Here is a 23,446-nt window from a genome sequence, read left to right on the forward strand (position 1 = left end):
CAGGCGAATATCGTTGGCGGAAAATAGAAGCGCAAAATCCTTAAAGGGGTTTTCTGCACTCAGCCCCACTCGACCCCCAGTTCGGCATGCTGCGGCGATCTCGGCGCGTAGGCCTCGAACGCGGCGCGGGCCTCTTCAACCTCCACGGCGCCCGCCCGCCGCACAGACGGGTCGTCCGAGAACGGATGATCGAAATCCGTCCGGCGGAACTGCGCCACCAGCGCCCTGAACGCCTGCCGCTCAGATGGGGCAAAAAAGTCGGACTCGTCTTGCGCAAGATCAACCCCAGGTGTCGTCAACCGCTCACCAAGCGCTGCCTCTGCGTCATCCACCTCGTCGACCTCGGTTGGCGCGCGAAGGACGTGTGCATCCGTCAGAACGTCGCCCAACCGGACATGCGCGGCTTCCAGCCGGTCGAGCGCTTCTTCGCGGTCCTCTGGTTTTTCCAGATCGAGGTCACCGTCTTTGGCAATCGTCTGCAGGTCCTGTGTCAGCCACTGCCGTTCCAATGCGGCATTGCCAGCCCCTTCCCGCAGACGCGCGGCCACAGCCTTGGCATCGATGCCCGTGCCGTTCAACGCCTCGGCCAGCTTTAGTCCCACCTCCCCATCGTCAAGGCGCGCGAGGCGATCTTCACTCGCATTTGGCCTTGCATAGATGCCGTCCCGGGAGGGGGCATCGATCAGGGCGGCGGAGCGATCCCCAAGCGGGTTCAAATGCGCGACCGAGGCCAGAACGTCGGTCAGCTTGCGCTCGATCACCGGCCTCTCGGCCGCCGGCGCCCTGTCGATCGCCACCTCGATCTGGCGAATGTTCTGAGAAAACTCGGTGATCAGCGTGTCGAATGCTGGCTCAACTTGGGACATGTAGATGGCTCCGTCAGATTGAATCTGACCGCCACTGGCAAGGATGGTGCTGGCCCTCTCGAGAGCCTCGGCCACGTCTTCGAAATTCGAGCGTGACGCCTCCGCCGCGAGCCCGCGATAGATCAGGGCATTCTGTCGGACAGTTTCCAGCGCAGCCGCCAAGTCAGCGCCGGTTCTCTGGCGCTCAACAGGGGGGCGCCCCTCTTCACGCGCTTTGTATATCTCGTCGATTTCGGCGCGGTAGGTCGTGACGCCGCGGTCCAGACGACGCGTCGCCTCAAGGCGGATCCCGTGTCCTCTAGCCGCTTCGACCATCGCCTCGCGAAAGGCGTCGTAGTTGAAGTGATGATCCTTTCCGAGAAAGAACATTTCGCCATCCTTGCTGCGGCGGTTCAGAACGATATGCGCATGTGGATGCGCGCGATCTTGGTGTATTGCAGCAATATAGTCGAATTGCGACCCCTCACCTTGAAAGAACCTCTCGCACACAGCTTGGGTGATATCGCGCACTTCGTCGCCGCTCGTTCCAACCGGGAATGCCATCAGCAGATGCGATGTATGGCCAAGCTTGGGGCTATAGCGTTCGTTCCATTGGTTCTCGAACCGCCGCGCCACGCGGTTGATCTCCGCCTCCGTGAGTTGCTTCTTCCCATCGTGGGTGCCACGACTGTCGAGGATGTGGGTCGACTTCGTCGTGAGATATGTGAGCTGCGCCCGCAGTTGCGCCCCGGTGTGGCAGCCGCCATTGGAAATGGGTTTGAAAATCGCCGGCGAATAGCGGCGCGCGGCCCGGACCATCTGCGCGCCCTTGGAAAGCCCCTGCCAGGATCCGGAAACCCGGCTCCAGCCGCGGTCGAAGAGCGCCGGGTCGATACCCCGGACCCGGTCACTGCGCGCCATTCTCATCCCTCTCGGCGAAGCCCGCCAGAGCAGAACTGATCTCAAGGTCCAGCACGCTGCGCCGCGCACGCGACATCTCCTGGACCTGGTCGGCCAGATCGAAGACCAGACCCGCAAGGGCGCGGACGTCACGGTGACTTGAGGCCGGGTAGGACAGTCTCTCGCCCCGCACCTTGGCCTCGTTCAGACGTCGCGCGATCTGGTTCACGTTGTTGCCGACCCGGTTGAGCGCGGCGCCGAGGCTGCGCAACTCGTCGCACATCTCGTCGTCGGGCAGGAAGACACCTTCGGCCGCCAGCATCAGGCGGCGCATGGCATCCGAGCGGTGCAAAATCCCGCGCCGCGACAGCGCCGCGTCGAACCGGCGCAGGTCGTCGTCCGAGACCCGGATCCCCACAACCCGCGATCGGCTGCCGTTCGCTGTCTGACGCTCACCCCAGTGGTTCACCACGTTGTAGATCGTCTTCAGGCTGACATCGTAGCGCGCGGCTAAAGACGCCGCGGAGACGCCGTTCCGGCGGTCCTGGGCGATGGTCGATCGCTCGATCTCTGACAGTCTGCGGCGGCGGGGCATTTTGAAGTTAACGTTCCTATTTCTTGCCAACTTCGTACAAGCAGGCCTTCTCCCAACGCAAGTGGAGTCGGCCATAAGGGCTTGTACTCAATGTAGAAAATTGCGCTGCAGGGGCGATTTCCCGTCCTTTGTCAAATGGATCGCGCTTCGCGCTCATTGCACCTCGCGATGCGCTAACCGCATCGCGCATCGCGTCTTTCGCGCCCCGTCTCTTGCATCCCGCAAGACGTGTTTTGCTGCGTGCTGACCGTCTCGCGTCGCCCGCAGCACGACATAAGGCGACTGCCTCCCGTCGTCTGGAGCACGCTCTCCGTCACCTGCATTCCGTCCGCAGCACATCGCCAAGCGCATCCCGACATTTGGAGGATGTATGGTGCCCCGCGACGAATGCTGACGGCGACATGGGCCACGTCGCACGGTCATCGCACAACGCCGCCCGTAGCACGCCAAACGCGGGTCGCATCCCGACTTCTGCTTGACCCCTCCGCCGCATGCGTTTAGCGACACTTTTGTATTATCGTTGCATTTCACTATTTTTGTGGAGAGTCAGAATGCCGAACGAAAATCTTGTGGTGATCGCAACGATGGCCCGGAAGGGGGGCAGTGGAAAAACGACGCTGTCGCGCGCCTTGATCAGCGCCGCGATCGCCGCCGGACGCAGAGTGATGTTGATCGACACGGACAGCACGAGAGTACTCGGGGCCTGGCATGCTCGGGCGGAAGCCGGTGGGCTGAGTTCGCCGCTTCTCTGCTCGGCCACCGTCGAAACCGTGGCGGGTGTCGAGGATCAGATCGATCAGGTCTACATGGCAGGCACGGCAGACTTCATCTTCATCGACACCGCAGGAGTCGGTGCCGAATGGTCAGACGGCATCGCGGTGCTTGCGGACCACATTGTGACGCCCGTCATGCTGTCAACGTCTGATTTCGATGTCGGCACACAGACCGCCGATTGGTTTGAAAAACTGAAATCCCGTGTTGACGACCCCTCCAGCCTTCCGCGCCACTACGTCGTCCTCAACATGGTCGACCCGAAAACGACACGTGCTGACGCCGCCCTGATTAAAGAAGCGCTCACCCGTTTTCCGGTGATTGAGACCGTCATGATGCGACGGAACACTTACAAGGAGATGGACCAGAAGGGGCTTCTCCACGCCTTGGCGTTGGAAAAGCAATCCGATCCGAACCCCCTGATGCGTCCACATATACGCCATGTCGTCGAGGCGCTTGAGGAGGCGACGGACATTCTCAACAACATTCTTGCTGCGTGAGGACAGTCGATTGCGCAAGAAGATCCCGACCATCACCAGGCCCGACCCGACCTACGCCGCCACCCTGCAACAGGGTGACCGCGAGGTTCACGGGAAGGAAGATGAGGCACAGGTCACAGCTACAAAGACAGGCACCCCAGCCGCTGACGTTGACGTTGATCTGCGTGAGTCAGAGCGTGAACCGGAAAGTGCCGTGGCGCCGCACCAAGTCACCGCGGAAAGCTCTGACCCGCATACCAGCCTGAGTGCTCCCGTATCAACCGCGACCAAGAACCCGACCCGGAAGATCGACATCAGGGTCAACGCACTCGAACGACAGGAAGCAGCGCTGGAGACTTGTGGTGTTGAGCCGGCGCATGTGGTGCGTGCCGCCCTGCGCCGTGCAGTCAAAGGCTGGCAACTGTCGCCGGTCTTCGCCCCAGTCGCGGAGGAGCGACGCACTCGCAAAACACAGTGGCAGGCCCGGACATCTCTGGCAGTCGATGCGGCCAGCCTGGGTGTCCTCCTGCGGGACCACGACCCCCTCGACGTCTTGAGTAAATGGGCTCTGATCCGCGGCCAAGTGGAACCACGCTTATGGGGCGAGATCGATGCAATCCTGGAAGAGCTGGCCATTCGCATTGCATCGCAGCATGAACCGCACGCGTCGTAATACAACTGTCTAAAAAGACAACTTGCATTTCGGTGGCGGGATTTCGCTGGCGCGTCGCTATTCATATTGCACCCGCAGAAAGGCGCCATTAACAGGCCGAAAACAATTATTCGGCCTCCTGTTAACGCGTAACGAGGTCCTGGATTCAGGAGCGCATTTTGACCAAAGTTCCCCGCCTCACTGGCGAACCGATCATGCACATCCTTTGCAAGAAAACCGGCAAGTTGGTGGGCTATCTCTACCAGTGGAATAACGGCGATCTGCAGCCAGCGTGGTTCGATGGTGCCATGACCGAGATCCGCTACGAACCTTTTGAAAGTGCAGCTTGAACTACGCTCAATGACTTGATCGGACGAAAGCAAAAGAACCAGATGCGATGAGGCTGGATTCCGTTCGCATCGATCCTTGCGGCGTTCGCGGAGGGACAGTGCTCACAACGGAGCCTGCCAGCCACAGTTTGTCATAAGGTTTCTGAATCCTAACCAACACTTGGATTCGAAATTTCGATTGGACTTTGGTGTCTGGCTGAACGATTCTCGAGGCAGGAGGATCGCTATGACCCCAGTTCATTTGGAACGGATCAATCCAGACCGGAACATGGCGCGGTTCTATCGGATCGATGTGGCCCCGACACTGTTCGGTGAGACGAGCGTCCTTCGATCCTGGGGACGGATCGGAACGCTCGGGCGCACCACAATCGAAACCTGCGCATCGCGCGATGTCGCGGGCAAAAGCGTTGCGCGCACCGTCGAGGCAAAATCCCGACGCGGCTACGTTGCGTCTCCCTGAAGCTTTTGGCTTCAGAACCCGGCGGGTTGCCCCGCCGGGTCCGGGGGAGACCCCGTTCCTCAGAACGGGATCTCGTCGTCGCGGTCGACCAGCTCGGGGTTTTCGTTCTCGGCCGACTTCGGACGGCTCAGAAAGTCGACCTTTTCGGCGATGATCTCGCAGCCGTAGCGGTCGTTCCCCATGCTGTCGATCCACTTGGTGTAGTGGATACGGCCGTGGACGAGGACCTTCATGCCCTTTTCGCAGTGCTCGGCGACCGTTTTGCCGAGACCGTTGAAGCAGGTGATGCGGTGCCATTCCGTGTCCATGACCCGGTAGCCGTTCTCGTCGCGCAGGACGCGACCTTCCGAGAGGCGGGGGCGGGAGGTGGCAAGGCTGAAGTTGGTGATCTTGGTGCCGCCCTGGGTGGTGCGGGTTTCGGGTTTCTGACCGATGTTGCCGGCGAGGACGACGATGTTTTGCATGATTAGCTCCTGTGTTTCCTGTCTTCGGGACCGTCCCTTCGACAAGACCCTGAAAAAGCCCGTCGGATGACGCGTGCACGGGAGGGAGGCACGACCGGACGGAAACCCTCAGAGGGCCGGGGTGGTGCGGGCTGGTCGTGGCACACGACCGACACGGCCCGGGCTGACGCGGGGTTGCGCGCAGGAGACCGAACGGGATTAGGGGATTGTCAGTCGAAGGGATGGGCCAGTAGACAGAGAGACGCGGGGAGCACAGGTCAGAACTGTCATCTTGCCCGTGGGACACATCCGAACCCAACCCTGCACCCCACTGGCGGCGACGAAAGCCGATCATCCAAACTCGCCACCCCCGCCAATGCCTTCCGGGAGTTGCGGGGCCATGCTGCGACAGGTGTTCGATACCGGAACATTCAGGACACGGATCGCACCAATGGCCGATTTCGATCTCGGGGCGCTGTCGTTCAGCGAGCGGAAAAACAGGCAAAGGGGCGTCGTCAAAGCGATCTCCGCCTGACGTGAGACCGGCAGATGGCAGAAACCCCGCGCGGAAGCGGCGAGATGTGGGTGTCGAAAGGGCAGAGACGAGCGGGTTTGCCGCCAGTCGGATCAGACACAGTCGTTGCAAATCCCGACTGCCGAGACAGATCTGGCGCTACTGTCCAACACGGGGCAGGTTACAGCGGAGCGGTCCCCTCGCTCAGAATATCCAGATAGCTCTGGTAGCTGAACACCCGGTTCCGCCGCTTGCCCGTGATCTCGGTCGCGATGCCGAGACGCTCGAGATCGGCAAGCGCCGCGTTGACGGTCGGGGCGGACAACCCGATCTTCTCGACCAATTGGTTCGACGTCACGAACGGGTTGGACTGCATCCATTCGTGGACCCGCAAGGAGGATCCGGCACGATCGCTGTCGGCGGTGATCCGGTCCCGGTCGGCCTTGAACAGTTCGACAATCCGCGTCGCTGCATCGAACGCCTGATTGGCCGTCTGGGCCACGCCGTCCAGAAAGAACGCCAGCCAGTCTTCCCAGGCTCCGTTCTCGCGAACCGATTGCAGCAGCGCATAATAGTCCGTCCGGTGCGACTTCAGGTAGAGGCTGAGATAGAGCAGCGGGGCCTGAAGCGACCCCTTGGTGCAGAGATAGAGCGTGATCAGCAGGCGGCCGATCCGGCCATTGCCATCCAGGAACGGGTGGATGGTTTCGAACTGAACATGCAGCAATCCGGCCTTGATCAGCGGCGGCAGCCCGGACGCCTCCTCGTGAAAAAATACCTCGAAGTCGGCCAGGCAGGCATCGAGTTCGTTCGGCGGCACCGGCACGAACATGGCGTTGCCCGGCCGGGTGCCGCCGATCCAGTTCTGGCTGCGCCGGAATTCGCCGGGGTTCTTGTCACCGCCCCGGTTGCCGTCCATCAGCCGGGCATGCATCTCGCGGATCAGGCGCAAGGACAGGGGAAGCTCGTCCAGTCGCTCGAGACCATACATCATCGCATCGACGTAGTTGGAAACCTCGCGCACATCGTCGAAGGTCTGGCCCGCCTCGGCGGCCGCTTCGAACCGCAACAGGTCGGTGAGCGTCGATTGCGTGCCTTCGATCTGCGAGGACAGCACCGCCTCCTTGCGCACATACATGTAGAGAAAGAGATCGTGGCGCGGGAGCAGCATGGTGATCCCGTCAAGCCGCCCCAATGCACGCTCGGCCGCGCTGAGTTTACTCAGCAGGGGCAGGACGTCGATCGGCGGCTCTGGCGGCAGCGGTGGCGGAACGAAGGCGCGGACGACCGCGCCGCCGACGGATGTTTCGACATAGCGCCCGAGGCGGGGATCTGGATTTGCGTCAGCCATGCATCGCGTTCTGGCACGAGCGCACTATTTAAGCAAGGCGGGTGTTTCTTTAACAGTGGGACAGGCTGTTTAGGCTGCCCTAAATAGCCGGTAAGTCGTTTTATGTAAATTGATACCACATCCGGAACGTCATGACCATCGAACCTCGGTCAAGAGATACTCCCTAATTATGCTGCGCACGACGATGCCATCGTTCTCAAAAACTGTAAAAACATAGACACCAGGTTGCACAATGATCCACCCGGCCGCCATGTCTTCTCCGGAGTAAAGCCGCTGAAGCAATCGACTGCCGACCTCCGGCCAGGCATTGCCATGATCGACGAGCAGAAATTCCGTGATCCATTTCTCAGGTGCCGTGATTAGCGGCTGAAGAAGAACGTGTTCAGGCTGACCGAAGCAAGGCTGTCCCAGTTCGTAGTGGGCGTGACCGCGAGCGTTTTTCACAACGACCTTTTCGATCCGTTCAAGTTCGGGACGCCAAATGAGCCGCTGGACCCCATCTTCATCCACGTAGGTTTCGGCGGAGCGACTGATCTCGGCCGCCAGTTTCGAATTTCCAAAAAGTGCGCGGCGAGCGCTCTCAAACATTTCAGGAACGGGTTCTACGCTTCCGGACATGGTGGCGCCGAGAAATGCCGCGAAGTATTCCTCGTTAGCTGAAAATCCATTGTTGCATTCCCCGCAAATCTCCACGACGTGCACATTGACCGGTAGCGGGCGATCCAAGAGCACTTTTGAGGGAACGTGATCACGCGTACTCGTCGTCTCGCTCAACGAGGCTCCGCAGTGCAAGCAGAATCCTCTGTACCGTGCGTCCGTAAAGTCCCTAATCGTCCTCATTCAGCTGTCCAATTTGCTCGTCTATCTCCTTTAGGCGCAGTCTAACTGACGCTCGGTCAGACATCGGACCACGCGATGCGCGGTGATCCGGAGCACCGGATAACAATGCGATTAGATCGTCGCGCTCGTCCTCCAAAGTGGCCAACTGTTCCACGCGATTTCGTTCAGATTCGCTCTTCGACAGACGTTCCTTGGCTTCACTGTCTTGCCTCAGACTTTGTTCCACCGCATCCAGATCTTTCTGAATCTCCGGATGATGTTCGGCGGCGATCCGTATGAAGTTCCCAAACTCGTAGATGTGAAAATCCTGATCGCTTTCGCGCTTAAATTCTTCTACGAGTTCGGGCCGCGGACCAAGCTTCTTGCCTTTATGGATCCACCACCAGTCTTCCTTGACGTCATCCGATATGAAAATGACTGGCCGTTTCTCTGTTTTCGCCTTCTCGATCATGTCCTTCCAGATGATCAGGTCGCCGTACTTGCGGTACTCGTCGCCATCCTTCTTGGCGTCGAGGTAACCGGGCGGCACCTTGGTCGCATATCGGGTTTCGCCCTCTTTTTTGATCTTCCCAAGTTCCGCTTCTGGCCACCGCTCACTGACACGATCCTCCAAGAGCTCAGTCAAGCGATTGACCACAGTCCCAATCTCCGCGTCAGGGTGCGCGTTTCGCGCGGATTCGATCCTATTTTTGAAGTCCGTCAGATGGACGTCGAGCGCTGAAACCTCGCGTTCGATGTCGATCGTGGGGTGGGCTCTCAACTGTCGCAGTTGTTCTCGGGCCTGTCGGATCGTCTTCTCATGATCCCGTACGATCTGATCGTATGCGTCTAAGCCCGAGCGCTCCACGTCGAGCCGGTTTCGATGGAACTCGAGTGCGACCTGATAAGGCACCCAGAGGGACGGTCGTAAGACGCCGAAGAGGCGAAGCAGCTCCTCACGCACCGCTTTCGGGTGTCGCACGCAGTGCAGTAGGATGTTCGCGTCCGGGACGAAGAGCGCGTTTTTCCAAATCTCGGCAAGCTCCCCGGCCGTCTTTGGATACCATCCCTCAAGCGCTTTTCGCATCCCTCACTCCCACCAAACAATCGGGTCGACACCTAGGCGAGCGGCGGCGTCCCGAACCAGCTCTCGCATATCGAGATCGAACGTTTTGCCATTCTCTATCACGACGACCGAGCAGGCTTTCGCACGGGACGACGCCCGTTGCCGTTCGAAAGCCGCCATCAGCAAATGTTTCCAATCCCGACTGTTCCCCCAGCAGACCACCCTTCCGTCGCTCAAGAGCAGCCCGTGGGGTTTGATGTATTTCTGGACGATCGTGTGTTCCGCTGGGATGTCGAGCGCACGAAGAACCTGATCGGCGCTCTCAAGCAGCCGTTCGCGCGCATAATCCTTGACCAGAGTATCTTTGATATAGACCCGCACCGCACGCGGGTCCATGAAATGCCCGAGCTTGCCACCGATCTCGGGCGCGCGTGTCCACTGTTCGTAAAAGTTCGAGTGGTCCGCGTCTGACATGGTGAGCCAGCTCAAATCGTCCAGCTTCGCCCATAGCGCCTCCTTGATGGAGCGCCTGATCTCCTCGGGGATGTTCATTGCACGGTGCCCCCGCCATGGGGCGCCGGGAAGTCAAAACGGGGCAGTTCAAGCATCGCGTCACCTTCTCGTGAGAAAAGATCGGCCTGGTCTTTCATCCATTCCAACATGAAGCTCCCGGCACTGGCGTCGCGGAACTCGACGACGCCGGGCAATCGAAGCCGTTCGATGTCGCCCTTTGCGCCTCGCTCCAGCTCAATCACCTCTGCAATCCTGCGAATGTCACTCACGAAATCCAGGACCACCACCTTGTCTTTGGTTGGGCTCGTTCGCAGGCCTCGCCCCAACTGTTGCACGAAGATCCTGCGGCTATGGGTCACCCGCATGAAAGCGATGAGATCCACGTCCGGCACATCTACTCCCTCATTGAAGAGATCTCGGGTCGTGACAAGGTCAAGGGCGCCGCTCCTGAAACGGGCCATCACTTCGTCGCGATCCCGGCCCGACATCTCTCCGGTGATCGCCTCGCAACGTAAACCGAAGAGCCCGAGCATCGCCGCGAAGCTTTTCGCGTGCAGAACGGTGGAGCAAAAAACGATACCAGACCGGCGACTTTCGGCGTCGAAGACCTCTCTTATCCTGCGGGCCGCCTCCTCGTCGCGTGTCGGCAGCAGCAAACGCTTGTTCAACTGTGTAATCGAGTATGCGTTGCGGGATTGATCACGCACGAATTGCCAATCGATGTCGTCCGCGAACATGCGGTAGTCGGCCTCGCACAGAAAGCCGCGCCTCAGCCCTTCCGCGATTCCGACACGAATTACGGGTGGGCCCAAAAGTGTGTCGATGTCATAGCCATCCCCCCGCCAAGGGGTCGCGGTGACACCGCCAATCATTGAATCCACCATTCGATCAGTCACGTGGCGGAAGGTGTCGGAGCCGACATGATGCGCCTCGTCAATCAAGACAAGCCCGAAGTCCGGAAGCTCGTCGAGCCGCGCGACGGCACTCTGAACGGTCGCGAATGTTATCCCATCCCAGAATGCCGGCGCCTCGCCTCCGATCAGGCGATGGGTTGGAATTGTTTTTGGTAGTTGATCCCAGAACGCACGCTGCAGCTGGTCCACGAGCTCGCGTGTCCCCGCTAACACAAGGGCCCTGCCATCTGGGACACGCGCGTCCGCGAACAGACGCGCGGTCGCCTCCGACATCACCACGGTCTTCCCAAGACCGGTGGCGAGCACGACCTGCCCCCTACCCGTCTCCCGAAGCGCGCCCACGAAAAGTTCGACGGCGCTTTCCTGATAGTCCCTTAGATTTCTGCGCGCTGGCGGGAACGGCGGGCTCTTTTGGGCCATTGCGAGAAGCGTGGCCGGCTCAAGCACCCCGATCTTCAGCCCAAGCTTGCCCCAGCGTTCAATGGCGGCACGCGTCGCGGGGCCCGCCGGACGAGAGGTCGCGACATACATCCTTGAGGCGCGGTAGAAGCGCCCTGCCTCGGCGACCTCGTCGACCGCGGCCGCCGCAGCGAAACCATTTGTGGTGAACTTGCATTGGATGACCCAAAGCTCGCCGTTCTTCCGGCCCAAGACATCCGCGCCGCGATCTCCTGATCCACCTACAACCCGCACATCCTGGAAACCATTGCAGATCAGCAGTCGAGCGACGTCACGCTCGAAGGCTTGCCAAGGCCCTTTCAGTAACCGTCTGGCATCCAGAAAGGCGTCCGTCATTCCAAATCCACATCCGGCTTCATGAGACGGAGGGAGCAGGTCGCTCGAATGATCTCGTCGCGGTTCGCGGTCTCCAGGTCGCGAGAGGACTGGTTCGCTAACCAGAGCGTATCTCCCAGATAGGCCTCATAGCGGGCGGCTAGACGACGCCGAGCCTCCTCATCGATATGGTCGGCGCCAAAACTAAGGGTCTCATAGGGGTCCGACCAATACTTGCCATCGAAGAACAGTTCTGGATGCCGAGTGAAGGTCGCGACGACAGCCTGAGGATCCATATACTCCCAGAAACGGCCTTCGGAAATCACCTTGGGCACATCCAGGACCCCGCGCGCGGCCATTCTTCGCGCGACATGCTCCCGATCGGGCTTCGAGAGCTCGGCGTAGTATGTTTGACCTTGACCCTCCGGGATCAGATGCGCCACCGCCTTCGCGAATTCCTCCAGGCCCGTGTTCGCCATCGAAATGACTTCGGACGGCTCCAGTCGTGTCGCGCTGGCATAACTCGAGCGGTAGTCGGCGAGAATATTCGCCAGCGTCACGTCATGCACCTGGCCTTTCAGGAAATCCAGGGTCTGTACCGAAAGTTCGGTCAGTAGCGCGTCCATGGCGGTCATCGTCGTCGACCGAAACACGTCATGGGTCGGGTTGATCACGAATGCGTAGGTTCGGGTCGCGACGTCATCGAGTTCAAACGACCAGGGGAGACTGCCCGTGAGCGCCTTGTCCGTTGGATCCGAGGCGAAGGCTTCCACTTGGAACTCGACTCGATAAGTGGGGTGCACGTATTTGCGCGATAGCTCATGAATCTGATTGCGCTCCGCCGTCTTCTCGGCGGGTTCCGGCACTGGCGCGGCACTCGAGCCATCGGTATCACTCCGCGAGCCGCCGTCGCCCGACGACCCGCCCTCGCCATCGTCAAGGAAGCCATCTGGAAGGTCAGTGTCGCCACCCTCCCCCAGAATTTCTTTGTCCTGCTCCTCTACCAGTTTCCACCACCGCTCGTCGTCAAGATAGTCGGCGTCGTTCTCATAGAACGACTGGGCCATCTGCTCGGACCGATCATTGTCCTTGACCACGAGCACCCTTGACCACAGACCGTTCTTGCCTTGCGGGCTGGAGCGCCGGAACGCCTGGAACAACTTGTAGAGAGGGCTCGTGTTGCCGTCGAAGCCACTTTGCTTCGCCGCTTGCGGTCGTAGTGGGCCCTCTCCCCGGACGACGCGGACCATCTCCTCCCAAGACGGATCGTCCCGCTCGAAACGATCCTTGGTGTAGCTTACGCGGCAATGGTCGAGATGAACCTCCCCCACGAAACGACCGCGGCTTCGCGGATCGTCAATCGGATACTCTATCTCCGCATTGTCCCCGTTGTTCCAAGTGAAGAGGTCTTTCGAGCCGATCTCGATCTTGCGGCCGTTCCGGATGAAGTCGATACCGAAGTCAGATTTATGCAAATAGCGTTGGAGGCCAACCCATCCTTTCACCCGGCGTTCCGTCGTGACGATCTCGCAATTCGGGCCGCCGTTCGGGCATTGCTCCTCATCGCCGTTCAACGCCCGCATGCAATGCGTGCAATAGCGTCGGGCCGCGAGCGCAACGTCGAAGCGCTCGACGGCATGGACAACCGTCCCGTCGCTCAGCTCCACCGATCGCTCGGGATCCCAATGACAATGGCGTCTGGGATCCACCTTCGTTCCATTGACTTTAAGCCTAACCCGGCCAGCGTCAGACTCGCGCAAGATCGCGGAATAGGCTCGAGCAAGGTTTTTGCGGATCGTCCCAAGATTTGCCGACCTCGCGAGATAGGCGCGCTGGTCGGGCTTCAGCTTTGTGATGATGATTTCGGTCCCATGCTGCGCGTGGTCCGGCTTCACCCTTGTTTGCCGAGGTGTCTTGTAACTCTGGCTCGCTCGAAGGCCTTCGAGGTCGATACGCACACCAACCCACTCTGGCTCGCCAGCGCGGGTGGTCCAGACTTCTGTTACCGTGCCGAGCCGAGCGGTGGCAATGTTGAAACCCATGCCGAACAGCCCGAGGTTAGTCAGAGGATTGTTGCCCGACCACCCAGCTCGAACCGCGCGTTCCAATACATCGATCGCCATCCCGGGGCCGTTGTCTCGGATGGAGAGACGTGCGTCGCTCTTGTTCGAGGTGGGGATCGTGATCGTGATTTCAGGATGTTCTATCATCGCGCCAGATCGAGCCGCCCCTACGAAACCATCAATGCTGTTGTCAATCAGTTCGGCGATGCAACGCCACTGGTGAAGATTGATCTCACCGAGCATCTGCAAGACGCGGGCATCGGGAGTAAGGTCAAATTCTTGAGTCATGTTTTCCACCGATCAGGCACCACTCACTACGAATTACTGGAGTTTCGTGTGTTAAGAAAGCTTTTGCCTGAGGAATCTGGAGTTTAGGTGTTTGATCCCACGGTTTGTTGATGCGATCCTTTCGAAGGAATGGAAGGAAGCACTATGGGACAAGTTCGTCACGGGAGCGCCACGACGACGCACGCCGTCAGAGCTGCAATACAGCGATCGCAGGCTTCACTCGCGCAGTTGAGCCGGGAGCTCGGCATCAACCCGCAGACGGTGGCGAAGTGGCGGAAGCGGGCGACGGTCGAGTACATGAAGACCGGCCCGACAGAACCGCAGTCCACGGTACTGACCGAGGCCGAAGAGGCGACGGTTGTCGCCTTCCGGCGCCATAACCGGCGCGTCGCACGCGACCAAAACCCGAGACCTGCAAGATCTCCTGGGGCAGGTCACAAACTATAGAACCAGGGGGCTACAGCATACGCGATATTGGTTAAATCTACTCAGCTAATCGTAAAATCACTCTATCAACCACATACTTACATTACAGCATGACCGATAATAATGGGTCAAAGCAGCATCTAGTCGGTGTCGTTGGGCCGCTCTTCCATTTCTGTCTCCCTTTCCGGATCGAAACGATCAGCTTGGCGAATTCCTTCAGCGAACGCGTTAAAAATGGCCTCCGTCGTCCTGAAAATAGGTTTGGTCCGAAAATGCTCGGATACCTCCAAGCGAATACTCTCAGTAGATTTGGCCTCGGGGTTGCCTTCCGCCCAAGTCCGACCCGGATGTATTGTGTCCCATGGCGATTTGTTGTTTGCACGAGTGGTCGCTGCGTCACCATGCTTGCCGATCCCGAAAAGTATCTTGGTCTCGTTGTTCCATATCGGCCAGAACAGACGGATGAGATGGTTTTCGGCAGCGGCTTGGTAACCGCTCTGCACGGCCAAGGCTCGGCATTCGAAGTCCTTGAGATCGATGCCCGCCACTTTCTCTATGTTTTTACGATGCTCATTCAATCTACCAAAGAGCTTTGTCTCCTGCTCTATGACGGTTTTGGCACCGGTCGGAGGATCAGCCTTCCCAACATAGATCGGGGTTTCGGTGCCTGAGATCGGCGTGTAAATATCTGCAGGCCCATTATAGTATATCGCATACACGCCTGAACCGTAGAACGGCGTGATTGCTCCAAGCGGCAATCGTTCTTGTGATAGCAGGGCCAAGGCCACAAAATGCCCAATCAAACGCGGTTCCGAGGGATCGAAAAACGCATCCGGCAATCTTATCGGATCAATGTTCCGCTCCAGCTTGCGTAGCGCGTCCTTCATATCGGCGATGGCCGCCAGAACGCGCTTACGCGAAGGTGGAGTCAGCTCCGCTACCCGAACCATTTCTGCGAACTGCTCCAAGGCGGCAGCTGTCTCATCCGCTTTTTTGAGCTCGGGTCGGCGTGCCATCGCTAAGCGACCTCGGACTCGTTCAGCCTCGCGGCAACGCTCTCGCCGACAACTCGCGCAAGCTCCGCTGGAACGGCGTTCCCCAGTTGTCGCATGCATTCGGTCCATGCGCCGTGAAATTTATACCCATCTGGAAACGTTTGGATTCTAGCACCTTCGCGGACCGTGAAGTATCGAACCGAGCCATCGGCCCTGCGCAGCATGTTCTCTCCGCCGGGCACGCCGTGAACTCCCGCCTTAAGAGTTTTTGCTGGCTCGTCAAGATAGCTCCCGGTATGGCCTGGATAGGCCTTCGCGTTTGGCTGAAAACGATGATCCGAGACCATTTGCGAAGTTTTGGCTCTCTCCGGGTCCGGCAGATCTCCGATCGCGTCCCGCGTCGTGCGCCACGGCAGACTTTCCGGTTTTTCTTCGACAGATAGGCGCTTCGACAACTGCAGTGCCCGCCCTTCGAGAATCCGGTCTTTCTTGGCAACGCCGTGACGCTCCCAGTAGCCACCGAACATCTGATCCCAAACGAGCGCGTCCTGCGTGAAGTCGCCCGGCCCAAATGACCACCGCGCGTCCACATCGTCACGGAACCCAACAAACAGTACGCGCTCACGTTTTTGCGGCACACCGTAGTTTGCCGAGTTGAGTAGCTTTGTAACCACTTGATAATGGAGTCCCGGACGTCTCGTCGAGGTATGGTGTTGCTCAAGGCGGCAAAGGTGCTCCTGCCACTCCTCATCAGGTCGAGCTACGAGTTCAGGGTGCTCCATCTGGAGTTTCACATATTCAAAATAGCTAAGGAACGATGCCCGGGTTAGTCCTTTCACGTTTTCGAAGACGAACGCACGAGGGCGAGCTTCCCGAAGCGCGCGCACAGCCTGCGGAAACATGTCCCGAGCATCATCGTATGCACGATGTCGGCCTCCCAAGCTGAACGGCTGACAGGGTGGACCGCCTGAGATTAGATCGAGCTTTCCCGCAAACTGCATAAAATCGACCTTGCGGACGTCGCCCTCGACGACGCGCCATGGACGCTCTCCCTTTGGCCGACCATCATCACCAAGAATTCGGTGGTTGTCGCGAAGGGTATCGCAGCACCATTTGTTGTACTCGACAACCATTTGCGGAACGAAACCCGCCTGCGCGAGTCCTATCCCAAGTCCGCCTGCACCCGCGAAGAGCTCCACCGATTTTCGGAACAAGGGCTTGGCAGGCTGTTTGCTCGACATGATGCTCCTCCTGCAGGGCTTTTCATCGACTTAGAACAAAATCACCGTCAAGTATCAAGAACAGATTGACAACATCTGGTTTAAGTTCGAGCCACGACCCCCACAAATTGACCGAACCAAACAGCAGGTTGGCCTTGCCTCAAGGGGGGGGTGAATTGCAGCGTTCTGCCCTGATAAGTAGTGAATAGTTCGCCGGTCTTTCGGCATAGAGCTTGACGTCAAACCAAACCTGCCTCGAATTCATGTATAACGATAAAGGAAAAAGGGGGCTCACGCCCCCTTCTCGAACTTCATGACCGGAATGCCGAGCTTCTTGGCTTTGTCGGCGAGGTTCTCCTGGATACCCGTGCCAGGGAACACCAGAACACCCACGGGTAGCACATCCAGCATCGCGTCGTTGCGCTTGAAGGGGGCGGCTTTGGCATGCTTGGTCCAATCGGGCTTGAAGGCCACCTGCGTCACGCCCCTCACCTCGGCCCATTTGGCGGCGATGAGTTCGGCACCCTTCGGGCTTCCACCGTGCAGAAGGACCATGTCGGGATACTTGGTCCGGACCTGATCGAGCTTGCCCCAGATCAGGCGGTGATCGTTGAAGTCGGTCCCACCGGTGAGGGCGACCTTGGGGCCTGCGGGCAGCATCACTTCGGTTTCCGCGCGGCGTTTGGCGGCGAGGAAGTCGCGGCTGTCGATCAGCGCTGCGGTCATGTGTTGGCGGTTCACCATCGAGCCCGTGCGGGGACGCCAGGTGGAGCCCGTGTGATGGACGAACTCGGTGGCGGCGTGATCGCGCATCATGTCCATGCAGTTGCGCCGTTCGATCAGGGTCAAGCCTTCGGCCGTCAGGCGTTCAAGCTCGGTCGATTTCACCTCGGAGCCGTCCTGCTCGCGCTGCAGGCGGCGCTGCGCCTGTTCGTTCTCATCGAGCGACCGCTCGATCCGGGCGGTGGCGCGGTGGAAGAGGTTGACCTGGCCCCAGAGCACCTCTTCGAGGTCGGGCTCCATGCGGGTGTCTTCCAGGGTCGCAACGAGGGCGTCGAAGATGTCGGCGACGGCGACGGCGAGGCGCTGCCCATCTGGCATCGGGCGGGGATCGGGCTCGTCAAAGGGGCGGTAGCCATAGAGCTGCAGCTCGTCGAGCGCATGGGCGGTCTGGGATGCGGTGTGGGCGGGTTCATACGCGTCGTCGTGGGTGTGGATCGTCATCGGTTCTTGCCTCCGGGCCTGTCTCGTCCGCGCGTCATCCCGCGCGGCCTTCATGGGCTGCGAAAGCCGTCACGGGGGACGCCCCTTCACCCCCTTTCGGGGCCGGAACGCATGTGGAGGAGGACGGGGGGCGGCTGATTTGTCTCGCGATGCAAAGGCGGCTCTGCCGCCGGCGGAAATCAGTTACCCCCCGTCCTTGAAGGGGCGGCCCCTTTGACGGCCGCCTGCCCATCTCTTGAAGGCCGTGTGGGTGACGGATGGATGAGATTGCCCGGGAAGAGGCAAAGCGACGGTCCAGAACCATGACAGGGACCCGTGATCCGCGTCCCGCTGTCCCAGATTGCTCACCGCGCGATGCTGCTCAGCCTGACTGGCGATACCAATCCTCGGGCCCGATCTGCCCTGCCAGATGCTGGCGCAGCGCCTCCGCCCCGTACGCCCGGAGATCATCGTTGAAATCCCCGAGCCGGGGTTCCAGCACCCGTACGGCAATCCCGGCATCAAGGGCTCTGGCGCTCAACCTCTCTGCCGCGCCTTGCCCGGCAGAATCGCGGTCGATGGCGATATAGAGGCGCTGGAGCCCCTCCGGCAGTAGGACCGCCCCGAGGTGACCCGACGAGAGCGCCGCCCAGACGGGAAGGCCGGGCACGGCCTCGACAAGTGACAGCATGGTCTCGATGCCCTCGCCGACCACAAGGATGTCCTCATGCGGGGTCAGCCTGACGGCATTGCCGAGGAGGTGACCCATGGCACGCCGCTGCGTTTTGACCGCCGCCTTGCCCTTGCCGTCATGCGCCAGCCAAGTCCGATGCACACCCTGCAGGGCCCCTGCCCCATCGGTGACCGCAGCGATCAATGCTGGTCGGGGAATGCTCTTGGTCTGGCCTTCATCCCGATGCCAGCACTTCGGGTGGAAGCGAAGGGCACTCATCGTGCCCCCTTGGGAAAGGCCCCGGGAGCGGAGGTAGGTGTCAGCAAGCGTGCCTGCGACTGGCATAGAGGCTGCAAACATTCGCGCCGCTGCCGCTGGCGTGCCACCGGGGGCCTTGGCCTTCTTCGGCACTGGCGTATTCGGAAGGACCGGCTGCGGACGGCCAAGATGCGCCCGGGCCTCGGCCAGAAGGTCGGGAAAGCGGGAGATCCCGGTCCTCTCGCGGATGATGTCGAGAAGATCGCCATGCTCGCCCGTGGCGGCGTCGGTGAACTTGCCGGCCGCGCCCGGCCCGGACGCGGACCCGGTCAGCCGCACGAAGAGCGACCGGCCGGGGTTGTTCTGCAAATCGCCCACGATCCAGTAGGACCCTTCCCGCCGTCCGGCGGGAAGGTAGGCGCGACACACGCTCTCTGCATTCTCCGCCAGAGCGCGGATCACATCTTCGGTCTCGGAATACATGGCTCAAGACCCTCCACGTTCCTGTAGTCCCGTCACAGGACAACGCGCGAGCAGGCGCTCCAGAACGGCAATTCCGGTAGGGTCGGTCGGACAGAAGAGGCGAAGCTTCCAGCTAATGATCTCTGAGAAGAAGCCATCGGCCTTAAGCCGGTCTTTGGCGGCCTCGGAGAAACCGGACAGCTCGATCCGGTTCACGCCCATGACGCGGGATCGGTGGAGTTCCATCCCCTCGGCGAGCCGCACGACCGTCTTGCCCTCCAGAACGAGGGCATGGACCTGCGCCGCCGTGAGCTTCGGTGCGTCGTCAGCAAGCGTGGTCGCGACCCAGCCGGGCGAAACCCGGCGGCCGATAATGCGTTGACCGTCGTCAGTCTGCAGCCGGTAGACGCGGGTTTCGTCCTGGGGGAGCTGCTTCCAGATCGGCAGCAGCAGACCCGCCACGATGTGCAGCGTGGCTTCCGAGAACTCGGGCACCTCGGCCAGTTCCGCGGTCCAGGCGACGGCGAAGGCTGCACGGTCAGCCTCGAGCCAGTGGGTGTCCTCCATGATCCTCGCCGGGACTGTGCTGGCCTCGGTCGGGCGGATCAGGCGCAGGCGCGGCTCGATGGTGCCATCGTCCAGCATCAGGCTGGTGGCGGGCACCTGCACGGCGGCCCGACCCGAGCGGCTGTTGACCAGCAGGCGTGTCTTTGGATCGTCGAGCCAGTCAAGCGCATCCGCGAGCGCGGTCGGCGTGTTCCGCCGTTTCTCCGCGATGCTCAGCAGCTGGGTTTCCGCGCCGGAGCCGGGATGGGTGTAGATCACCCGCGCATCCGTGACGCGAAAGCTTTCGGCGCGCAGCGTCTCGAGCCCGAGGTCGTAGACCCCGGCGGCGATAGCACCCTCGATCCGTTGGTCGAGGAGTTCCTCGAAGGCCGAGAAGAGCGCGGCCTGCATGTCGATCGTCAGCGCCAGCAGGCGATTGAGGAAGGTGGTGATGGGTGGCAGGTCGTCCTTCAGACCGTTGTCATCGGTCAGGCTGAGACCTGTCGCGTCCTCAAAAGCCCCGAGCGAGCAGCCCGCCACATCGCCGCGATGAATGCGGCGGTAAAGCTGGCGCAGGGCGTCGCGGGCATAGGGGCTCTCGAGGTTGTCCTCGGGTCGGAACAGCCCCTGCCCGCCGGTCTGGCGCTGGCCGCGTGTGATCGCCCCGAGCGTGTCGAGGCGACGGGCGATGGTGGAGAGGAACCGTTTCTCCGCCTTCACATCCGTGGCGACAGGTCGGAAGAGCGGCGGCTGCGCCTGATTGGTGCGGTTGGTGCGCCCGAGGCCCTGGATCGCGGCATCGGCCCTCCAGCCGGGCTCCAGGAGGTAGTGGACCCGCAGGCGCTGGTTCTTGGCACCGAGGTCGGCGTGGTAGCTCCGCCCGGTGCCGCCGGCATCCGAGAAGATCAGGATACGCTTTTCGTCATCCATGAAGGCTTGGGTCTCGGTGAGATTTGCCGAGCCAGCCCGGTTCTCCACCACGAGCCGTGCTGAATGCCCTTCGCCCTTGCGCACGATGCGCCGCGAGCGCCCGGTGACCTCGGCCACGAGATCGGTGCCGAAGCGCTGGACGATCTGGTCGAGCGCCCCGGGGACGGGCTGCAACGAGGCGAGCCTTTCGATCAGAGCATCGCGCCGGCTTACAGCATCCCGGCACTCGACCGGTTGACCGTCCCGCGTGACGGGACGCGAGGACAGATTCCCCTCGCTGTCTGTGAAGGGCTCATAAAGCTGTACCGGGAAGGAATGGGCGAGGTAGTCCAGGACGTATTCCCGCGGAGTGATGTCACAGCGGATGTCGTTCCACTCCTCGGCCGGAATCTCCGACAGGCGGCGTTCCATCAGCGCCTCACCCGTCGAGACGATCTGGATGACCGCCGCGTGACCCGCAGCCAGATCGGCATCGATGGATGCGATCAGCGTGGGGGTCTTCATCGAGGTGAGCAAATGGCCGAAGAAGCGCTGTTTGGCGCTCTCGAAAGCTGACCGCGCGGCGGATTTCGCCTGACGGTTCAGCGTGCCGCTCTCGCCAGAAATGTTTGCAGCCTCCAACGCCGCGGTCAGGTTGTTGTGAATGATGGCGAAGGCCCCGGCATAGGCATCGTAGATGCGGCGCTGCTCCGGGGTCAGCGCGTGTTCGAGCATCTCGTATTCGACACCATCATAGGATAGCGATCGTGCCGTGTAGAGGCCGAGCGCCCGGAGGTCGCGGGCCAGAACCTCCATCGCCGCGACACCGCCAGCCTCGATGGCTTCCACGAATTCCGACCGGGTAGCGAACGGGAAATCCTCCCCACCCCAAAGCCCGAGACGCTGCGCATAAGCGAGGTTGTGGACGGTCGTTGCGCCCGTGGCAGAGACATAGACCACGCGGGCATTCGGAAGTTTGTGCTGCAGGCGCAGACCCGCCCTGCCCTGCTGCGAGGCCATGGTATCGCCCCGCTCGCCTTTGCCCCCGGCGGCATTCGCCATGGCATGGCTTTCGTCGAAGAGGATCACCCCGTCGAAATCCGCCCCGAGCCAGTCGACGACTTGGTCGACGCGGGATTTCTTGGCACCCCGTTCTTCCGAGCGCAGCGTCGCATAGGTGGTGAAGAGGATGCCCTCGGTCAGAGGAATGTCGCGGCCTTGTGCGAAACGCGACAGCGGCGTCACCAGAAGCAGCTCCTGGCCAAGCGCCGACCAGTCGCGCTGCGCGTCCTCCAGAAGCTTGTCGCTCTTCGAGATCCAGAGCGCCTTGCGGCGGCCTTGGCACCAGTTGTCGAGCAGGATCCCAGCCGACTGGCGGCCCTTGCCCGCTCCGGTGCCATCGCCAAGGAAGAAACCCCGGCGGAAGCGGACGGCGTCCGCGGCATCGTCGGGCGCGGCCGAGACCATGTCGCCGGTTTCATCGACAGTCCAAGACCCCGCGATATACGCGCCATGCGCCTCGCCCGCGTAGATCACGGTCTCAAGCTGCGCGTCGGACAGAAGGCCATCGCGCAGGATGGCGGCTGGAAGCTTGGGGCGGTACGTGGGTTTCGGCGGTGCGACAGAGGCCATGGCCGCCGATTGCACAAGCTTGGTCGGGTGCGATGCGGCGTCTGGGATGTCGATAGCCTGCAAACGGAAGGTCTCGTAGATCGCGTCGGACAGCCGTGCGGCGTCTTCGTCCTCGGCGGCGTCGCGAGTTGCGTAGTCCAGTTCCTCGGCCTCAATCGGCGTTTCGGGTTTCGCTGGTTGAGCTGCGGAGGTCGCGCGCGATCGGCTGACGGGTTTGCGTGTGGTGAGGGCGGGGTTTCCCGGGAAGAGGGAAGAACGGCTCTCACATGCCGTTGCGGCCTGATCCAGTTCGAGACGCGGCGGAACTTCGGCGGTTATCCGGGCGAGGAGATGCGCTACATCTGGAGACATTGGCTGACGCAGGTCAGCGGTGACGCCACCCATCTCGCCACCATGGCATTTGTCGAAGACCGAAATCCGGGTCTCGAAAGTGGTGCCATGCATGGCGAAAGCCGCCCCCGACACAGCGCCGGTGAAAACCAGATGCGCGGACTCGGTCAGGCGGGTGAAGGTTTCGGCCCAGGCTGGAGCGTCGGGCGCAAAATTCGCACCCGTGATGGCGACCAACCGTCCTCCAGTGGCCAGCCGGGCAAGCGCCGATCGCAAGTGCCGCGCTGTCGCTTCGGTGCTGCGGCCATCAACATTGGCCACGGCGGAAAACGGCGGGTTCATCAAGATAACGCTCGGGCGAACGCCCTCGTCGAGATGATCGTCGATCTGCGCGGCATCGAAGGTTGTGACGGGATCCCCTGGAAAGAGGAAGCGCAGAAGATCAGCGCGGGTGTCAGCTAGCTCGTTCAGCGCAAGGCTGCCCCCCGCGATCTCGGCTAGGACCGCCAGGAGTCCGGTCCCGGCCGAAGGCTCGAGGACCAGGTCGCGGGGCTGGATCTGCGCCGCTGCGAGCGCCGCGAGCCCCATCGGCAGCGGCGTCGAGAACTGCTGGAACCGCTCCATCTCCTCCGAACGCCGGGTATGCGTGGGCAAGAGGCCCGCCACCTTGGCGAGGATCGGCAGCAGCGCAGCGGGTGAGCCCGCCCGGGCCAGAAGGGCGCGGCCGAACTTCCGCAGGAAGAGGACGAGCGCAACCTCGCCCGCCTCATAGGCGAGCTTCCAGTCCCAAGCGCCATCGGCATCGGAGCCGCCAAAGGCGCGCTCCATCTCAAGCCGCAGGCGCAGCGCATCGATCTGAAACCCTTGGGCCAGATCGGGCTGAAGAGCTTCGGCGACGGCGAGGATCGCAGGCGCGAGTTCAGCGGACGGAACTGCAACGGGAGGCGCAACGGGCACGAGATAGGTCATCGGGAAACTCCGGGATGAAGGATAGG

The 23,446-nt window shown here is 61.1% G+C and carries 19 protein-coding genes and 1 pseudogene; 6 read left to right on the forward strand and 14 right to left on the reverse strand.

Annotation, left to right across the window (positions count from 1 at the left end):
• Nucleotides 1-59: 59 nt before the first annotated feature.
• The gene (locus BKY27_RS16835; RefSeq protein ID WP_233491876.1) at nt 60-1,835 is read right to left on the reverse strand and encodes a relaxase/mobilization nuclease domain-containing protein; all 1,776 of its coding nucleotides are present in this window, start codon (nt 1,833-1,835) and stop codon (nt 60-62) included.
• Nucleotides 1,753-2,340, reverse strand: coding sequence for a plasmid mobilization relaxosome protein MobC (gene mobC, locus BKY27_RS16840; RefSeq protein ID WP_071675657.1), 588 nt, complete (start codon nt 2,338-2,340; stop codon nt 1,753-1,755). Before mobC ends, BKY27_RS16835 begins: the two co-directional genes overlap by 83 nt.
• A 551-nt stretch (nt 2,341-2,891) precedes the next feature.
• Here mobC and BKY27_RS16845 point away from each other — a divergent pair.
• From BKY27_RS16845 to BKY27_RS16855, 4 genes are all read left to right on the forward strand, one after another.
• Entirely contained in the window at nt 2,892-3,611 is a 720-nt protein-coding gene (locus tag BKY27_RS16845) for a ParA family protein (protein WP_071675658.1), read from the forward strand.
• A 10-nt stretch (nt 3,612-3,621) separates the two neighbouring features.
• Nucleotides 3,622-4,263, forward strand: a complete 642-nt coding sequence (locus BKY27_RS16850; protein ID WP_071675659.1) for a hypothetical protein — start codon at nt 3,622-3,624, stop codon at nt 4,261-4,263.
• A gap of 158 nt (nt 4,264-4,421) precedes the next feature.
• Nucleotides 4,422-4,592: a hypothetical protein gene (locus tag BKY27_RS20185; RefSeq protein ID WP_158514996.1), complete on the forward strand. Its 171-nt coding sequence runs from the start codon at nt 4,422-4,424 to the stop codon at nt 4,590-4,592.
• A gap of 226 nt (nt 4,593-4,818) precedes the next feature.
• Entirely contained in the window at nt 4,819-5,052 is a 234-nt protein-coding gene (locus BKY27_RS16855) for a WGR domain-containing protein (RefSeq protein WP_071675660.1), read from the forward strand.
• 59 nt (nt 5,053-5,111) lie between these two features.
• On the opposite strand, the gene BKY27_RS16860 is transcribed toward BKY27_RS16855, so the two are convergent.
• Nucleotides 5,112-5,516: a single-stranded DNA-binding protein gene (locus BKY27_RS16860; protein ID WP_071675661.1), complete on the reverse strand. Its 405-nt coding sequence runs from the start codon at nt 5,514-5,516 to the stop codon at nt 5,112-5,114.
• 379 nt (nt 5,517-5,895) lie between these two features.
• Between BKY27_RS16860 and BKY27_RS20550 the strand changes: the two genes are divergently transcribed.
• A complete protein-coding gene (locus BKY27_RS20550; RefSeq protein WP_267888900.1) occupies nt 5,896-6,030 on the forward strand; it encodes a hypothetical protein in 135 nt (44 codons plus the stop codon).
• 160 nt (nt 6,031-6,190) lie between these two features.
• On the opposite strand, the gene BKY27_RS16865 is transcribed toward BKY27_RS20550, so the two are convergent.
• The 6 genes from BKY27_RS16865 to BKY27_RS16890 all read right to left on the reverse strand — a co-directional run bounded on the left by BKY27_RS16865 (nt 6,191) and on the right by BKY27_RS16890 (nt 13,797).
• Nucleotides 6,191-7,360, reverse strand: coding sequence for a Fic family protein (locus BKY27_RS16865; RefSeq protein WP_071675662.1), 1,170 nt, complete (start codon nt 7,358-7,360; stop codon nt 6,191-6,193).
• A 129-nt stretch (nt 7,361-7,489) separates the two neighbouring features.
• Nucleotides 7,490-8,134, reverse strand: a complete 645-nt coding sequence (locus tag BKY27_RS16870) for a hypothetical protein (RefSeq protein ID WP_146636282.1) — start codon at nt 8,132-8,134, stop codon at nt 7,490-7,492.
• Nucleotides 8,135-8,186: 52 nt separating this feature from the next.
• A complete protein-coding gene (locus BKY27_RS16875) occupies nt 8,187-9,266 on the reverse strand; it encodes a PIN-like domain-containing protein (RefSeq protein ID WP_071675664.1) in 1,080 nt (359 codons plus the stop codon).
• A gap of 3 nt (nt 9,267-9,269) precedes the next feature.
• Nucleotides 9,270-9,797: a hypothetical protein gene (locus tag BKY27_RS16880; protein ID WP_071675665.1), complete on the reverse strand. Its 528-nt coding sequence runs from the start codon at nt 9,795-9,797 to the stop codon at nt 9,270-9,272.
• Complete coding sequence (locus BKY27_RS16885; protein WP_071675666.1) at nt 9,794-11,467, reverse strand: DEAD/DEAH box helicase family protein; 1,674 nt, start codon at nt 11,465-11,467, stop codon at nt 9,794-9,796. Before BKY27_RS16885 ends, BKY27_RS16880 begins: the two co-directional genes overlap by 4 nt.
• Nucleotides 11,464-13,797 (reverse strand): ATP-binding protein, encoded by a 2,334-nt coding sequence (locus BKY27_RS16890; RefSeq protein ID WP_071675667.1) that lies wholly within the window; start codon nt 13,795-13,797, stop codon nt 11,464-11,466. The genes BKY27_RS16885 and BKY27_RS16890 overlap by 4 nt, the downstream gene beginning before the upstream one ends.
• Before the next feature lie 144 nt (nt 13,798-13,941).
• Between BKY27_RS16890 and BKY27_RS20400 the strand changes: the two are divergent.
• Nucleotides 13,942-14,175 (forward strand): annotated as a pseudogene (locus BKY27_RS20400) (helix-turn-helix domain-containing protein); the annotation flags it as partial.
• A gap of 188 nt (nt 14,176-14,363) precedes the next feature.
• Here the strand turns inward: BKY27_RS20400 and BKY27_RS16900 are convergent.
• The 5 genes from BKY27_RS16900 to BKY27_RS16920 all read right to left on the reverse strand — a co-directional run bounded on the left by BKY27_RS16900 (nt 14,364) and on the right by BKY27_RS16920 (nt 23,420).
• Nucleotides 14,364-15,239, reverse strand: a complete 876-nt coding sequence (locus BKY27_RS16900; protein ID WP_071675668.1) for an Eco29kI family restriction endonuclease — start codon at nt 15,237-15,239, stop codon at nt 14,364-14,366.
• 2 nt (nt 15,240-15,241) lie between these two features.
• On the reverse strand, nt 15,242-16,459 hold the full coding sequence (locus BKY27_RS16905) for a DNA cytosine methyltransferase (RefSeq protein ID WP_071675669.1): 1,218 nt from the start codon (nt 16,457-16,459) through the stop codon (nt 15,242-15,244).
• Between the two features lie 270 nt (nt 16,460-16,729).
• Nucleotides 16,730-17,662, reverse strand: a complete 933-nt coding sequence (locus BKY27_RS16910) for a DUF2493 domain-containing protein (RefSeq protein ID WP_071675670.1) — start codon at nt 17,660-17,662, stop codon at nt 16,730-16,732.
• A gap of 361 nt (nt 17,663-18,023) precedes the next feature.
• Nucleotides 18,024-19,055 carry a DUF7146 domain-containing protein gene (locus BKY27_RS16915; RefSeq protein WP_071675671.1) on the reverse strand — a complete coding sequence of 344 codons (1,032 nt, stop codon included), beginning with the start codon at nt 19,053-19,055 and terminating at the stop codon, nt 18,024-18,026.
• A 3-nt stretch (nt 19,056-19,058) separates the two neighbouring features.
• Nucleotides 19,059-23,420, reverse strand: a complete 4,362-nt coding sequence (locus BKY27_RS16920; protein WP_071675672.1) for a strawberry notch family protein — start codon at nt 23,418-23,420, stop codon at nt 19,059-19,061.
• Nucleotides 23,421-23,446 lie beyond the last annotated feature (26 nt).

Source organism: Nioella nitratireducens (assembly GCF_001879715.1).
GTDB lineage: Bacteria > Pseudomonadota > Alphaproteobacteria > Rhodobacterales > Rhodobacteraceae > Nioella > Nioella nitratireducens.